This window comes from Pseudacidovorax intermedius (assembly GCF_003350475.1).
GTDB classification, from domain to species: Bacteria; Pseudomonadota; Gammaproteobacteria; order Burkholderiales; family Burkholderiaceae_C; genus Xenophilus; species Xenophilus intermedius.
Genome location: NZ_QQAV01000001.1, coordinates 79981 through 94870 on the forward strand (window position 1 = coordinate 79981; position 14890 = coordinate 94870).

Annotated in this window: 15 protein-coding genes; 10 read left to right on the forward strand and 5 right to left on the reverse strand. The window is 70.6% G+C overall.

Annotation, left to right across the window (positions count from 1 at the left end):
- Window positions 1–55 precede the first annotated feature (55 nt).
- Both tldD and rodA read right to left on the reverse strand, forming a co-directional pair.
- Entirely contained in the window at window positions 56–1516 is a 1461-nt protein-coding gene (gene tldD, locus DFR41_RS00365) for a metalloprotease TldD (protein ID WP_114801322.1), read from the reverse strand.
- Between the two features lie 194 nt (window positions 1517–1710).
- Complete coding sequence (gene rodA / locus DFR41_RS00370) at window positions 1711–2865, reverse strand: rod shape-determining protein RodA (protein WP_017760158.1); 1155 nt, start codon at window positions 2863–2865, stop codon at window positions 1711–1713.
- 41 nt (window positions 2866–2906) lie between these two features.
- On the opposite strand from rodA, the gene DFR41_RS00375 reads away from it, so the two are divergent.
- From DFR41_RS00375 to ruvC, 8 genes are read left to right on the forward strand one after another with little or no spacing between them, the layout of a single operon-like run.
- Window positions 2907–3494 carry a YqiA/YcfP family alpha/beta fold hydrolase gene (locus DFR41_RS00375; RefSeq protein ID WP_017760159.1) on the forward strand — a complete coding sequence of 196 codons (588 nt, stop codon included), beginning with the start codon at window positions 2907–2909 and terminating at the stop codon, window positions 3492–3494.
- Between the two features lie 48 nt (window positions 3495–3542).
- Window positions 3543–5615, forward strand: coding sequence for a ribonuclease catalytic domain-containing protein (locus DFR41_RS00380; protein ID WP_114801323.1), 2073 nt, complete (start codon window positions 3543–3545; stop codon window positions 5613–5615).
- A 19-nt stretch (window positions 5616–5634) separates the two neighbouring features.
- Window positions 5635–6501: an energy transducer TonB gene (locus DFR41_RS00385; RefSeq protein WP_114802116.1), complete on the forward strand. Its 867-nt coding sequence runs from the start codon at window positions 5635–5637 to the stop codon at window positions 6499–6501.
- Window positions 6502–6540: 39 nt separating this feature from the next.
- A complete protein-coding gene (gene aroE / locus DFR41_RS00390; protein WP_114801324.1) occupies window positions 6541–7407 on the forward strand; it encodes a shikimate dehydrogenase in 867 nt (288 codons plus the stop codon).
- Window positions 7407–8150: a monofunctional biosynthetic peptidoglycan transglycosylase gene (gene mtgA / locus DFR41_RS00395; protein ID WP_114802117.1), complete on the forward strand. Its 744-nt coding sequence runs from the start codon at window positions 7407–7409 to the stop codon at window positions 8148–8150. Before aroE ends, mtgA begins: the two co-directional genes overlap by 1 nt.
- Window positions 8151–8172: 22 nt before the next feature.
- Window positions 8173–8820 (forward strand): lysophospholipid acyltransferase family protein, encoded by a 648-nt coding sequence (locus DFR41_RS00400; protein ID WP_017761555.1) that lies wholly within the window; start codon window positions 8173–8175, stop codon window positions 8818–8820.
- A 15-nt stretch (window positions 8821–8835) separates the two neighbouring features.
- A complete protein-coding gene (locus DFR41_RS00405; protein WP_017761556.1) occupies window positions 8836–9903 on the forward strand; it encodes a phosphatidate cytidylyltransferase in 1068 nt (355 codons plus the stop codon).
- Window positions 9904–9908: 5 nt separating this feature from the next.
- Entirely contained in the window at window positions 9909–10457 is a 549-nt protein-coding gene (gene ruvC / locus DFR41_RS00410) for a crossover junction endodeoxyribonuclease RuvC (protein WP_017761557.1), read from the forward strand.
- Between the two features lie 98 nt (window positions 10458–10555).
- On the opposite strand, the gene DFR41_RS00415 is transcribed toward ruvC, so the two are convergent.
- Window positions 10556–11488, reverse strand: a complete 933-nt coding sequence (locus tag DFR41_RS00415; protein ID WP_017761558.1) for a LysR family transcriptional regulator — start codon at window positions 11486–11488, stop codon at window positions 10556–10558.
- A 101-nt stretch (window positions 11489–11589) separates the two neighbouring features.
- Between DFR41_RS00415 and DFR41_RS00420 the strand changes: the two genes are divergently transcribed.
- Window positions 11590–12591 (forward strand): tripartite tricarboxylate transporter substrate binding protein, encoded by a 1002-nt coding sequence (locus tag DFR41_RS00420; protein ID WP_114801325.1) that lies wholly within the window; start codon window positions 11590–11592, stop codon window positions 12589–12591.
- Window positions 12588–13649, forward strand: coding sequence for a maleylacetate reductase (locus DFR41_RS00425; protein ID WP_114801326.1), 1062 nt, complete (start codon window positions 12588–12590; stop codon window positions 13647–13649). Before DFR41_RS00420 ends, DFR41_RS00425 begins: the two co-directional genes overlap by 4 nt.
- 22 nt (window positions 13650–13671) lie before the next feature.
- On the opposite strand, the gene DFR41_RS27605 is transcribed toward DFR41_RS00425, so the two are convergent.
- Both DFR41_RS27605 and lpxC read right to left on the reverse strand, forming a co-directional pair.
- Window positions 13672–13848, reverse strand: a complete 177-nt coding sequence (locus tag DFR41_RS27605; RefSeq protein ID WP_017759907.1) for a hypothetical protein — start codon at window positions 13846–13848, stop codon at window positions 13672–13674.
- 18 nt (window positions 13849–13866) lie between these two features.
- Entirely contained in the window at window positions 13867–14790 is a 924-nt protein-coding gene (gene lpxC, locus DFR41_RS00430) for a UDP-3-O-acyl-N-acetylglucosamine deacetylase (RefSeq protein WP_043117747.1), read from the reverse strand.
- Between the last annotated feature and the right edge of the window lie 100 nt (window positions 14791–14890).

Genomic DNA, 14890 nt, shown 5'->3' on the forward strand with positions numbered 1-14890 from the left:
GAACATGGAGCGCGACTCTAGCACGTAAAAAACGGCTGCCAAGCTGTATTTATGCTCAGGCCGTGCCACCGACGGTGAGGCGGTCGATGCGCAGCGTGGGCTGGCCCACGCCCACGGGCACGCTCTGGCCCTCCTTGCCGCAGGTGCCCACGCCGGTGTCCAGCTTCATGTCGTTGCCGATCATGCTCACGCGCGTCAGTGCGTCCGGGCCGTTGCCCACGATGGTCGCGCCCTTGACCGGGTAGAGAAGTTTGCCCTTCTCGACCCACCAGGCCTCGCTGGCCGAGAACACGAACTTGCCGCTGGTGATGTCGACCTGGCCGCCGCCGAAGTTGGTGGCGTACAGGCCTTTGTCGATGCTGGCGACGATCTCGTCCGGGTGGCGGTCGCCGCCCAGCATGTAGGTGTTGGTCATGCGCGGCATGGGCAGGTGCGCATAGCTCTCGCGCCGACCATTGCCGGTGGGCGCCACGCCCATCAGGCGGGCGTTGAGCGAATCCTGGATGTAGCCCTTGAGGATGCCGTCCTCGATCAGCACGTTGCGCTGGCTGGGGTTGCCCTCGTCGTCCACGTTGAGCGAGCCGCGGCGGTCGGCGATGGTGCCGTCGTCCAGCACCGTCACGCCCTTGGCCGCCACGCGCTGGCCGATGCGACCGCTGAAGGCGCTGGAGCCCTTGCGGTTGAAGTCGCCTTCCAGGCCGTGGCCCACCGCCTCGTGCAGCAGGATGCCGGGCCAGCCGGGGCCGAGCACCACGACCATCTCGCCAGCCGGGGCCGGGCGCGATTCGAGGTTGGTCAGGGCCGAATTGACGGCATGGTCCACGTACTCGGCGATCTGCTCGTCGCCGAAGTAGGCCAGGCCGAAGCGGCCGCCGCCGCCGCCGGAGCCGATCTCGCGGCGGCCGTTGTGTTCCGCAATGACCGTGACCGACAGGCGCACCAGCGGGCGCACGTCGGCGGCCAGCGTGCCGTCCGCACGCGCCACCAAAACCACGTCGTATTCGCTCGCCAGGCCCGCCATGACCTGCGCGATGCGCGGGTCGCGGCTGCGGGCCAGCTTCTCGACCTTTTCGAGCAGCGCCACCTTGGCCGTGCTGTCGAGTGTGGCGATGGGGTCGATGCCGCCGTAGAGCTGGCGACTGGGCGCCACCTTGCGGGCCGGCGCCTTGACGCGGCCCGACTTGCCGGCCGCGGCGATGGCACGCACGGTGCGAGCCGCGTCGAGGAGCGAGGCCTCGGAGATGTCGTCGGAATAGGCGAAGGCGGTCTTCTCGCCGCTCACTGCGCGCACGCCCACGCCCTGGTCGATGGAGAAGCTGCCCGTCTTGACGATGCCTTCCTCCAGGCTCCAGCCCTCGGCGCGGGTGTACTGGAAGTACAGGTCCGCGTCGTCCACCTTGTGCGCGCGGATCTCGGCCAGGGCCCTCGCCAGGTGCGTCTCGTCGAGCCCGAAGGGCGTGAGCAAAAGCTGCTGCGCCGTGGCCAGGCGCTCGAGGGTGGGTTCGCGGGAGATCATCGGCAGATTATTGCTCGCGCCTCCGGACGCTGCCCCCGTCCTCGGGGATCGGCAGGCCGGGGATCAGGGGCAATGCCAACGCTGCGCGCGCGGCTGCGGCTGACGGGTCGGGACGCGTAGAACCGGGTCGGGGCGAGGGACCGACGGCGCAAGCGCTCGCCAGATGCGACAGGCCTGGCGCGACGACCGGAAGATCAGGTCTGCATCAGGCGCCGCGAGCGCGCGATCGACATCAGGATGCCCAGCCCCAACCCCAGCGTCACCATGGCCGTGCCGCCATAGCTGACGAAGGGCAGCGGCACGCCCACCACCGGCAGGATGCCGCTGACCATGCCCATGTTCACGAAGGCATAGGTGAAGAAGATCATCGTCACCGCACCGGCCAGCAGCCGCGAGAACAGCGTCGGTGCCGACGAGGCGATGGCCAGGCCGCGGAAGATCAGGAAGATGAAGCCGCAGATCAGGAAAAGGTTGCCGGCCAGGCCGAACTCCTCGGAATAGGCGGCAAAGATGAAATCGGTGGTGCGCTCGGGAATGAACTCCAGGTGCGTCTGCGTGCCCTGCATGAAACCCTTGCCGCCCAGCCCGCCGGAGCCGATGGCGATCATGCCCTGGATGATGTGGAAGCCCTTGCCCAGCGGGTCTCGGAAGGGATCGAGCAGCGTGCACACCCGCTGGCGCTGGTACTCGTGCAGGATGCGCCAGTCGACGCCATCGGCGCACAGCTGCGGCTCGTACCAGACGATCAGCGTCACGGCGATGGCGATGATGATCACCGGCGGCACGATCAGCTTCCAGGGCAGGCCGGCGAAGAAGATCACCGACAGCCCGGCCGCCAGCACCAGCAGCGAGGTGCCCAGATCGGGCTGCTTCATGATCAGGCCGACCGGAACCGCGAGCAGCACGAAGGAGACCACGAAATCCAGCGGCCGCAACTGGCCTTCGCGCCGCTGGAACCACCAAGCCAGCATCATCGGCATGGCGATCTTCAGGATCTCGCTGGGCTGGATCACCACGCCCACGTTCAGCCAACGCGTGGCGCCCTTCTTGGTGACGCCGAACAGCGCCACCGCCACCAGCAGCGTGACGCCGAACGCATACAGGGGCACCGCCAGGCTCATCAGCCGCTGCGGCGGCACCTGGGCCACGAGGAACATGATGCCGGCCGCCAGCAGCATGTTGCGGCCATGGTCGGAGAACCGGGTGCCGCTGTCGTAGCCTGAGGAATACATGGCCACCATGCCGGTCGAGGCCAGCACCACCAGCGCGAGCACCAGCAGGACGTCGAAGCCCTGGAACACAGGCGCGATGCGGCGCAGGAGCGAGGGGCGCTGGAAGACGGCAGACATGAGGCGCGCGATTATCCGCGTGCCCCGCTACAGTGCGGCAAATGTCGACCACCCACCTGCTCTACCTGCATGGCTTTCGCTCGTCGCCGCAATCGGCCAAGGCGCGGCTGATGGCGGCGCGGATGGCGGCGCGGCATCCGGCGGTGCACTGGTGGTGCCCGCAGCTGCCGCCCTCGCCGCACGCGGCGGCGGAACTGATCGCGCAGGGCACCGCCGACTGGCCCGGCGACAGCATGGCCGTGGTCGGCTCCTCGCTCGGCGGCTTCTACGCGACCTGGCTGGCGGCGCGCACCGGCTGCCGCGCGGTGCTGGTCAACCCGGCCGTCGATCCTGCGCGCGACCTCGCGAAGTACATCGGCGAGCAGACCGCCTGGCACGACCCGGAGGCGCATTTCTTCTTTCGCCCCGAGTACATCGACGAGCTGCGCGCCCTGCAGGCCGGCGCGCTGCGGCATCCGGAGCGCCTGATGGCCGTGATCGCCAAGGGCGACGAGGTGCTGGACTGGCGCGAGATGACGGCGCGCTACCCCGGCAGCCTGCTGCGCGTGGTCGAGGGCGGCGACCATGCGCTGTCCGATTTCGAGACGGCCCACCTGGACGCCGTGATCGCCTTCCTGCAGCCGGCCTGAGCCCGTCGCGTGCCCGGCGCGCCGCGGGGCGCGTGTGACAATCGCCGGATGTTTGTGTTGTTCGAAGAAGCCGGCAAGTACCTCGGCGGCCGTGTGCTGTCCGAGGCCGAAGCGTCGGCGCAGGTGGAGCTGGAAAGCGGCAAGCGCGTCAAGGTCAAGGGCGCGAACATCGTGCTGCGTTTCGACAAGCCGGCGCCCGCCGAGCTGATCGCCGAGGCGCGCGCGCTGGCCGCCACGATGGACCTGGACCTGGCCTGGGAATTCGCGTCCGACGAGGAATTCGGCTTCGCCGAACTCGCGGCCGACTATTTCAGCGACAAGCCCACGCTGGCACAGCAGGCCGCCGCTCTCTTCGCGTTGTTCGACGCGCCGCACTACTTTCGCCGCAGTGGCAAGGGGCGCTTCCGCAAGGCGCCGGCCGAGATCGTGCAGCAGGCCCTGGCCGCCATCGAAAAGAAGAAGGCCGTGCAGGCGCAGATCGGCGAATGGTCGGCCGAGCTGGTGGCCGGCCGCTGCCCGGCGCCGATCCGCGAGCAGCTCTACCGCATCCTCTTCAAGCCCGACAAGAACGCGCCCGAGTACAAGGCCGTCGTCGAGGCCGCCCGCACCGCCCAGCGCCCGCCGCTGGAGCTGCTGACCACCGCCGGCGCCATCGACTCGTCCTACCAGTTCCATTGGAAGCGCTTCCTGTTCGAGAACTTCCCCAAGGGCACGGGCTTTCCGGCCGCACTCACGGCGCCTGCGGTGGCCGACGACCTGCCGCTGGCCGAGGGCGTCGAGGCCTTCTCCATCGACGACTCGCAGACCACCGAGATCGACGATGCGCTGTCGGTGCAGGGCCTGGGCAGCGGCACCGTGACCGTCGGGGTACACATCGCGGCGCCCGGCCTGGCGCTCGCCCCCGGCGATGCGCTGGACCAGGTGGCGCGCGGGCGCATGTCCACAGTCTACATGCCGGGCCACAAGATCACCATGCTGCCCGACGCGGTGGTGCAGACCTACACCCTGCTCGAAGGCGCGCCGCGCCCGGCGGTTTCGCTCTATGCCCGCTTCGACGAGGCCACGCTGGCGCTGCAGGGCATCGAGACGAAGATCGAGCGCGTGCCGGTGGTCGCCAACCTGCGGCACGACCAGCTCGACGCCGTGATCGACGAAGCCTGGCTGGAGGCGCCCGCCGCCACCGGCGGCCCCGACGAGGCGCAGCGCCTGCATGCGCCGCTGGCCTTCCTGTTCCGCCTGGCCAAGGCGCTGAAGGCGCAGCGCGAAGTGGTGCGCGGCAAGCCCGAGAGCTTCAACCGCCCCGACTACAACTTCCGCCTGGTCGGCCACGAGGACCGACCCGAGCCCGACGGCAGCGAGACCGTGCAGATCACGACCCGCCGCCGCGGCGCGCCGCTGGACCTGATCGTCTCCGAGGCCATGATCCTGGCCAACAGCAGCTGGGGCGGCTGGCTGGGCGAGCTGGGCGTGCCCGCGCTCTACCGCAGCCAAGCCAGCCTGGCGCCCGGCATCAAGGTGCGCATGGGCACCAAGGCGCTGCCGCATGCTGGCCTGGGCGTGAAGAGCTACGCGTGGAGCACCTCGCCGCTGCGCCGCTACACCGACCTGGTCAACCAGTGGCAGATCATTGCCGCCGCGCGCCACGGCAAGACGGCCGCGCTCGCCGCGCCCTTCAAGCCCAAGGACGCGGGACTGTTCTCCATCCTCTCCGGCTTCGACGCGGCGTACTCGACCTACAACGCCTACCAGTCCGGCATGGAGCGCTTCTGGACGCTCAAGTACCTGCAGCAGCACGGCATCCGCGAGCTGGAGGCCACGCTGGTGCGCGACGCCGGCGGCGGCGAGGCGCTGGCCCGCGCCGACACGCTGCCGCTGGTGCTGCCGGTGATCGGTGCCCAGGGCCTGCCGCGCGGCGCCCGCATCCGGCTGCGCCTGGGCGACATCGACGAGATCGCGCTGGCCGTCAACGGCAGCGTGATCGAGCGCCTGGACGCCGAGGCCTCACCCGCCGCCGACGATGCCGAGGCCGACGAGGAAGAAGCCGCCACCGGCGCGCTGACCATCGCCGTCGACGTGAACGACGCCGAACCCGAGACCCCTGCGCCCGCCCCCGCGGCCTGAGCCTGCCCGCTTGTTCGCCATGCGCCTGGCCGACCTGACTCCGCTGCACATGGCACTGGGTGTGTCGGTGCTGGTGCATGCGGCGGTGCTGGGCGTGCGCGTGGCCGACCCGGCCGCCTTCGAGCGCGTGCTGCAGGAGTCGCCGCTGGAGATCATCCTGGTCAACGCCCGCAGTTCGCAGACCGACCTGCCGGCCAAGCCGGCGGCCCTGGCCCAGGCCACGCTGGCCGGCGGTGGCGACCTGGAGCGGGGCCGCGCCACCAGCCCGCTGCCGCCCTCGGCCTTCCGCGCCGTCGGCGATTCCGACCAGGACGCCCAGCGCCGCATCGAGGCGCTGCAGGAGCAGCAGCAGATGCTGCTGGCCCGCGTGCGCAAGCAACTGGCCGCACTGCCCGCGCCCGACCCCAGCCGCACCGGCCAGACCGCCGACAGCACGGCGCAGGAAGAGCGCCGGCGCCAGCTGCTGGACCTGCTCGCCGAGATCGAACGCCGTGTCAACGAAGAGAACGCCCGCCCCAAGCGCCGCTACATCAGCCCCTCCACGCGCGAGGTGGCCTATGCGGGCTACGTGGATGCGCTGCGCCGGCGCATCGAGGCGCGCGGCACGCTGAACTTTCCCGAGGCGCGGGGCCAGAAGCTCTATGGCCAGCTCACGCTGCTGATCACCGTCAACCACGACGGCCGCCTGCTGGCGACCGAGTTGGTGGAAAGCTCCGGCAATGCCGACTTGGACCGCCGCGCCCAGGCCATCGTGCGCAGCCTGGGCAACTTCGGCCCCTTCACCGACGCCATGCGCCGCCAGGCCGACCAGATCGTCCTGCCCTCGCGCTTCCGCTTCACCCGCGACGAGACGCTGGAGACCCAGGTGTCCGCGACGCCGCAGTGAGTCGCCCCCGTCTTTTTCCTTCGACCGCATCAGAACCCCATGGACCGCTACTGCGTGATGGGCAACCCGGTGGCGCACAGCCGCTCGCCGTGGATCCACGCCCGCTTCGCCCAACTCACCGGCCAGACGCTGGACTACGGACGCCGCGAGGTCGCACCGGGCGCCTTCGCGCAGGCCGTGGCCGACTTCCGCCGCGAGGCACAGGAGGCCGGCGACCGCGCTGGCGGCTGCAATGTGACGGTGCCCTGCAAGTTCGACGCCGCCGCGCTGGCCGGCGAGCGGCTGAGCGCGCGCGCCCGTCTGGCCGGCGCGGTCAACACCCTGCGCTTCGACGAGGACGGCCATGTGCACGGCGACAACACCGATGGCGCCGGCTTGGTGGCCGACATCGTGCGCCATGCCGGCCGCGCGCTGGCGGGCGCGCGGGTGCTGCTGATCGGCGCGGGTGGCGCGGCGGCCGGCGTGATGGGGCCGCTGATCGAGGCGGCGCCTTCGCGCCTGGTGGTGGCCAACCGCACCGCCGCCAAGGCCGAGGCGCTGGTGGCGCAGCATGCCCACCTGGCCCGCGGCACGGATTGCGAGCTTCAGGCCGCCGGCCTGGACGGCCTGGGCGATGCCCGCTTCGACATCGTCGTCAACGGCACCGCCTCCAGCCTGGCGGGTGACGGCGTGCCCGTGCCGGCCAGCGTGCTGGCCGAGGGCGCCCTGGCCGCGGACATGATGTACGGCCCCGCCGCCGCCGGCTTCATCGGCTGGGCCCAGGCCCACGGCGCCATCGGTCGAGACGGCCTGGGCATGCTGGTCGAGCAGGCGGCCGAGGCGTTCGCCGTGTGGCGCGGCGTGCGGCCCGATGCGGCGCCGGTGCTGGCCGAGCTGCGCGCCCTGGTCGACGCCAAGCCCGCATGATGCGTCCGCTCGGTCGCTGGCTGGTCTGTCTGCTGCTGGCAGGCGTGGCGCTGCAGCTGTTCTTCCTGCTGCGCATCGCGCTCATGCTGGTGCTCGATCCGCAGTCCACCAGCTTCCAGCGCTCGGAGATGTGGCGCCTCGCGCGGGAGGACGGCACGCGCGCCCAGTGGAGCCAGACCTGGTTGCCCTACGAACGCATCGCCGATCCGCTCAAGCGCGCCGTCATCGCCAGCGAGGATGCCGCCTTCGTCGAACACGGCGGCGTGGAATGGGAGGCCATCGAACGTGCCCGCCAGCGCAACGCGCGCGCCGAGGAGCTGGCTGCGCGCCGGGCCGCCCGTGCCGCCGCGCAGGGCCGGCCCACCCGCCCGCCGCAGCTGCGCGGCGGCTCCACCATCAGCCAGCAGCTGGCCAAGAACCTGCTGCTGTCGGGCGAACGCACGCTGCTGCGCAAGGGCCAGGAGCTGGTGCTGACGCAGCTGCTGGAGCTCTTCCTGGGCAAGCGCCGCATCCTCGAGATCTACCTCAACAGCGTGGAATGGGGCGAAGGCGTCTTCGGCGCCGAAGCTGCGGCGCGCCACTACTTCGGCAAGGGCGCCGACCGCCTCACGGCCAGTGAGGCCGCGCGGCTGGCCGTCATGCTGCCCAGCCCCAAGTTCTATGAGAAGCGGCCCTACTCGCCCTACCTCAATGGCCGGGCCGCCACCATCGTCGCGCGCATGGGCGCGGTCGAGCTGCCCTGACCCCCACCCGTATCATCGACCGATGTACCTTGCCAAGCTGACGGGCGCCCTGCTGCTGGGCGTTACGCGCCTGCTCACCGGGGCCCAGGCGCGCTGGTGGGGCTGCCCGCCCAAGGCCGAGCAGCGCATCTACTTCGCCAACCACCAGAGCCACATCGACCTGGTCATGATCTGGGCCGCACTGCCCGGCGAACTGCGCAGCATCACCCGGCCCATCGCGGCGCGCGACTACTGGGCCAATTCGCCCTTCAAGCGCTGGATCACCACCGAAGTCTTCAACGCCATCTATGTGGAGCGCGGCGGCACGCCCGCGCCGGCCGAGGACGGCGCCGCGCCGCCCGATCCGATGGCGCCGCTGCAGCCGCTGATCGAGGCGCTGAAGAGCGGCGACTCGATCATCATTTTTCCCGAAGGCACGCGCGGCCACACGGGCGTGCCGCAGAAGTTCAAGTCGGGCCTCTACACGCTGGCGCAGATGTTCCCGGAGGTGGTGCTGGTGCCGGCCTGGATCGACAACGTCCAGCGCGTGATGCCCAAGGGCGAAGTGGTGCCCGTGCCCATCCTCTGCTCGGTGACCTTCGGCGCGCCGATCCGCATCGAGCCGGGCGAGGAGCGGCGCGCCTTCCTCGACCGGGCGCGCGAGGCCGTGATCGCCCTGCGCGACGTGTAGGAAGGACAGCGCCTCATGGAGAACTTCCTTCGCAACCTCGGGCCCTCGGAGCAGGTGGCCGCCCTCTTCCTGCTTGTCTTCGGCATCCTGGCCCTGGTCAGCGCCGCCCTCTTCTTCGTCGGCCTGCGCGAGCGCCGCAACCCCGTGCACGGGGAGGCCTGGGAAGAGGAACTCGTGCACCTGCGCGCCCTGCTGCGCACCACCTGGGTGATGGTCATCGTCTTCTGGATCGGCTGGGCGCTGGGCGAAACGGTGGCCACGGTGCTGTTCGGCCTGATCGCCTTCCTGGCGCTGCGCGAGTTCATCACCCTCTCGCCCACGCGGCGCGGCGACCACCGCAGCCTGCTGCTGGCCTTCTTCGTAGTGCTGCCGATCCAGTTCGTGCTGGTGGGCACGGCCCGCTTCGACCTGTTCACGGTGTTCATCCCGGTCTATGCCTTCCTGGCGCTGCCCGCGGCCGCCGCGCTGGCGGACGACCCGGACCACTTCCTGGAGCGCAATGCAAAGCTGCAGTGGGGCATCATGGTCTGCGTCTACGGGCTGTCGCATGTGCCGGCGCTGCTGTTGCTGCAGTTTCCGGGCTACGACGGCAAGAACGCCTTCCTGGTGTTCTTCCTGGTCGCGACGGTGCAGACCTGCATGCTTGTGCAGCACCTGATCTATCGGCACCTGGCCGCCTCGGGCAACGACAGCCAGGCCGGCCCACCGGCGCCGCCCGGCCGCGGCGGCCTGCTGCGGCAGATCCTGCGGCCCCGCGCGCCCATCGCGCCGCATGTCAGCCGCAGCTTCAACTGGGCCAGCTGGGGCGTGGGCATGGGCGTGGCCAGCTTCGTGGGCGCGCTGCTTTCGTTCATCACGCCCTTCCACTTCTGGCAGGCCTTCGTGGCCGCGCTGGTGGCCTGCGTGGCGGGCTCCATGGGCCACCTGGTGATGAAGGCCCTCAAGCGCGACCGGGGCGTGCCGCATTGGGGCCGCAAGGGCGTGGGCATCACCGGCGCCAACGGCCTGCTGGACCGGGTGGATGCGCTGTGCTTCGCGGCACCCATCTTCTTCCATTCGGTCCGCTGGTACTTCAACGCATGAGGACGATGCGCGTACTCGGCATCGACCCCGGCTTGCAGACCACCGGCTTCGGCGTGGTGGATGTGGACGGCTATGCGCTGCGCTACGTGGCCAGCGGCACCATCAGCACGCGGCATCTGGCGACCACGGCGCTGCCGGCACGGCTCAAGGTGCTGTTCGATGGCATCGGCGAGCTGAGCCAGCGCTACCAGCCGGATGCGGCGTCGGTGGAGATCGTGTTCGTCAACGTCAACCCGCAGTCCACGCTGCTGCTGGGCCAGGCCCGCGGCGCCTGCCTGACGGCCCTGGTGACCCACGGCCTGCCGGTGGCGGAGTACACGGCCACGCAGATGAAGCAGGCGGTGGCCGGCCATGGCCGTGCGGCCAAGGCGCAGGTGCAGGAGATGGTGCGCCGGCTGCTGGAGTTGCCCGGCCTGCCCGGCAGCGACGCGGCCGATGCGCTGGGGCTGGCCATCACCCATGCGCAGGTGGGCCGGGTGCGCGCCCGGCTCGGTGAGGCCACCACGCTGCAGCCGCGGGCCAGTGGGCTCTACAAGGGCGGGCGCTCGCGCTGAAGGGCCGACGCATGCATCGAACAGCCCGTTGCTTGAGCTGAGGGCGGGACGGGAGCGCCGAGGCAGCGGCGACACCGAGTTCGGCGTCGGACCTCGTCCTATTGCAGCGCAGTCGCCGTGTCGCTCACCCAGCTGGCAGAGCGGCCGATGCTCTCCAGCAGGTGCTCCGTGAAGGCCCGCACCTTGAGGCTGGCCTGCGGCGCCGCCCGCAGCATGTAGATGCCGCTGGCCGGCTGACGGGGCGCGCCTTCGAGCTGGAGCTCGACGATGCGGCCGGCGGCCAGGTCCTCGCCGATGGCCCAGTTGGGCATCAGCGCGATGCCCAGGCCCTGCGCCGCGCAATGCCGACGCGAGTCGCAGTCGTCGCTCTCCAGCACGAAGTGCGGCGGCTGGCTCCAGTCGAAGCCGTCCAGCTCGCGCCAGCCACGGGCGCTGGTGCTGTGCTGGCGGTCGATCAGCCGGTGATGCGCCAGGTCCTCGAAGCGTTCGGGCCGCCCGTGGCGCGCCAGGTAGGCGGGCGAGGCGCCCATGATGTAGCGCTGGCTGCCGATGCGCTGGCCCACCAGGCTGCTGTCGGGCTGCGGGCCGATGCGGATCACGAGGTCGAAGCGCTCCAGGACCGGATCGACCAGGCGCTCGGTCAACTCCAGCTCCACACGCAGCGCAGGATGGCGCTCGAACAGCGAGCCCAGGTGCGGCACCACATGGCGGCGGCCGAAGGCCGGCACGCAGCTCACGCGCAGCAGGCCCTGCACGCTGCGGTCGAGCGAGACGACCTCGCTGCGCGCGTCGGTCATGTCGCGCAGGATCTTGCGCGCCCGCTCCAGAAGCAGCACGCCCGCCTCGGTGGGCACCAGCGCGCGGGTGGAGCGGGTGAAGAGCGGCACCTTCAGGTCCTGCTCTAGCGCACCGATCTGGCGTGCCACCGACGAGGCCACCATGCCGCGTCGGCGCGCCACCGCCGAGAAGCTGCCGGCCTCGGCCACGTCGACGAAGACGGCCAGGGATTCGGCGAAGCGGATCGATTCCATCTGTGCAGACCTCGCAAAGGCGTTTGGCAGACGCAGCGGATTCTGCAGATGCCACGCAAAGAATAGCATCTACCCCACTCCACAAGAACCAGGAATCGCTCATGTTCCAAGCAGAGACAACGCGCGGCGGCGCCTCCCGCCGCAGCCTCCTCGGCCAGGGCCTCGCACTCGGCCTCGGTCTGTTCGCGGCAGGTGCGGCGCTGGCACAGCCGGCCTATCCCTCGCGCCTCGTGACCATCGTCGTGCCCTTCGCGGCCGGCGGCACGGTCGACAAGGTGGCGCGCCAGATCCAGGAGCCGCTGGCCGCCCGCCTGGGCCAGCAGGTGATCGTCGACAACCGCGGCGGTGCCGGCGGCACCATCGGCATGGCGCTGGTGGCCAAGGCCGTGCCCGATGGCCACACGGTGGCGATGGTGTTCGACTCCTACGCCACCGAGCAGCACATCTATCCCCGACTGACCTACTCCACCGAGCGCGACCTCACCGGTGTGTCGTACATCGCCCGCTCGCCCATGGTGCTGGTGGTGCCGGCCAGTTCGCCCTACCGGACGCTGCAGGACTATGTGGCGGCCACCAAGGCTGGCAATGGCGTCTCCTATGCCTCGGTGGGCGCCGGCAGCTCCAACCACCTGGCGGCCGAGCTCTTCCTCGAAACCGCCGGCGGCAAGGGCACGCACGTGCCCTTCAAGGGCGGCGGCCCGGCCATGACCGACCTGATGGGCGGCCATGTGGACTCGATGATCGCCAGCCTGCCGCTGGTGCTGCCGCAGGTGCAGAGCGGCAAGCTCCGCGCCCTGGCCGTGACCTCGCCGCAGCGAAGCGCGGCCCTGCCCGACGTGCCGGCCGTGGCCGAGCGCTACAAGGGCTTCGAGGTCTATTCCTGGGTCGGCATGGTGGCGCCCGCCAAGGTGCCGGCGCCGGTGCTCGACCGCCTGGGGGCCGACGTGACCGCGACGCTGCGCCAGCCCGAGGTGGCCAAGCGCCTGGCCGAGGGCGGCTTCGAGGTGGTGGCCGGCTCACGCGAGGCGATGAACCAGCTCGTTCGCAGCGAAAGCGCCCGCTGGGGCCGCCTGATCAAGGCCCGCAACATCGTCGCCGAATGAAGCCCTTCGTCTACGAGAGCCGGGCGCAGCGCGTGCTGTTCGGCGCCGGCACGCTGGCACAGGTCGCGGCGGAGGTCGAGGCCCTGGGCGCGCGCAAGGCGCTGGTGCTGTGCACGCCGCCGCAGCGCGCCCAGGCCGAACAGGTGGCCGGGCTGCTCGGCGAACGGGCGGCGGGCGTGTTCGACGGCGCGGTCATGCATGTGCCCATGGCGGCCGCGCGCGAGGCCCGCGCCGTGGCGCAGCGCCTGGGCGCCGACTGCGCGGTGGCGGTGGGCGGCGGCTCCACCATCGGCCTGGGCAAGGCCATCGCGCTGGACTCCGGCCTACCGATCCTGGCCGTGCCCACCACCTATGCGGGCTCCGAGATGACACCCATCTACGGCCTGACCGAAGAGGGTGTGAAGCGCACCGGCCGCGACCTGCGCGTGCTGCCGCGCACCGTGATCTACGACCCGCAGCTCAGTCTGGGCCTGCCCGTCGGCCTGTCGGTCGTCAGCGGCATCAATGCCATGGCCCATGCGGCCGAGGGCCTGTATGCCGACGACGCCAACCCGGTGACGCAGCTGATGGCCGAGGAAGGCCTGGCCGCGCTGGGCCGCGCCCTGCCCGCCATCCATGCCGACAGCGGCAATCGACAGGCCCGCGCCGATGCGCTCTACGGCGCGTGGCTGTGCGGCACCGTGCTGGGCAGCGTCGCCATGGCGCTGCACCACAAGCTGTGCCACACGCTGGGCGGCAGCTTCAACCTGCCGCATGCCGAGACCCACACCATCGTGCTGCCGCATGCGCTGGCCTACAACGCGCCGGCCGCACCCGCGGCCACGACGCGCATCGCCCGTGCCCTGGGTGCGGCCGACGCGCCGCTGGCGCTGTACGAACTCGCCCTCCGCCACGGTGCGCCGGTGGCCCTCAGGCAGATCGGCTTGCGCGAAGAGGACCTGGACCGCGCCTGCGCGCTGGCGATGCAGAACCAGTACCCGAATCCTCGCCCGCTGGAGGCCGCGGCGCTGCGCCGGTTGCTGCAGAACGCCTACGACGGCGTGCCGCCTGCGGCATGAAGGCGCGCGCGGCCTGCGCCGGTCAGGCTAGGCGCTCGGCGATCAGCACGGCGAAGAAGCCGAGCGCCGCGAGGAAGGTCCACTTGAAGACGATCCAGCCCAGGCGCCGGTAGCGCATCTGGCCGGTGGCCGCATAAAAGGCGAAGCACACCCCTGCCACCAGCAGCAGGAGAAGGATGACCCAGCGGAAAAGCAGCATGCGATCGCGAGGTGCGACTTACCAGGCGCGGGCGATCTCGCCGAAGCCGCGGGGGGCCTGGCGGGTGTCCTCGAAGGTCACGATCTCGTAGGCATCGGACTGGGCCAGCAGTTCGCGCAGCAACTTGTTGTTGAGCGCATGGCCCGAGCGGAAGGCGCTGTAGGCCGCCAGCAGCGGCTTGCCGACGATGTAGAGGTCGCCCATGGCGTCCAGGATCTTGTGCTTGACGAACTCGTCGTCGTAGCGGAGACCACCGGCATTGAGCACCTTGTGGTCGTCCATGACGATGGCATTGTCCAGCCCGCCGCCCAGGGCCAGGCCCTTGCTGCGCATGTACTCCACCTCCTTGGTGAAGCCGAAGGTGCGTGCACGGGCGATGTCGCGGGCGTACTGGCCCACGCTCAGGTCGAACTCGTAGCGCTGGCCGGTGGCGTTGACCACGCGGTGGTCGAAGTCGATCTCGAAGCTCAGCTTGAAGCCGTGGTAAGGGTCCAGGCGCGCCCACTTGAGGTTGTCGCCCTCGCCTTCGCGCACTTCCACGGGCCGCAGCACGCGGATGAAGCGGCGCGGCGCCTTCTGCAGTTCGATCCCGGCGCTCTGCAGCAGGAAGACGAAGGACGAGGCCGAACCGTCGAGGATCGGCACCTCGTCGGCCGTGATGTCGATGTAGAGGTTGTCGAGCCCCAGGCCGGCGCAGGCCGACATGATGTGCTCCACCGTCTGCACCTTGGCCCCGCCGGTGGAGACCGTGGACGCCAGGCGGGTGTCGGTCACCGACTCGGCCCGCATGGGGATGTCCACCGGCTCGGGCAGATCCACCCGCCGGAACACGATGCCCGTGTCCGCCGGCGCGGGTCGCAGCGTCAGCTCCACACGCTGGCCGCTGTGCAGGCCGACGCCCACGGCGCGGGTGATGGACTTGAGGGTTCGTTGTTGCAGCACGGCGCGGATTGTAATTTTGGCCACCCCGCGCCAACCCCACTCTTCGGCCTATGACCGTGATAGCCGTAAGGAGGCGTAAGCGCCCGCGGACAAGCAGGAC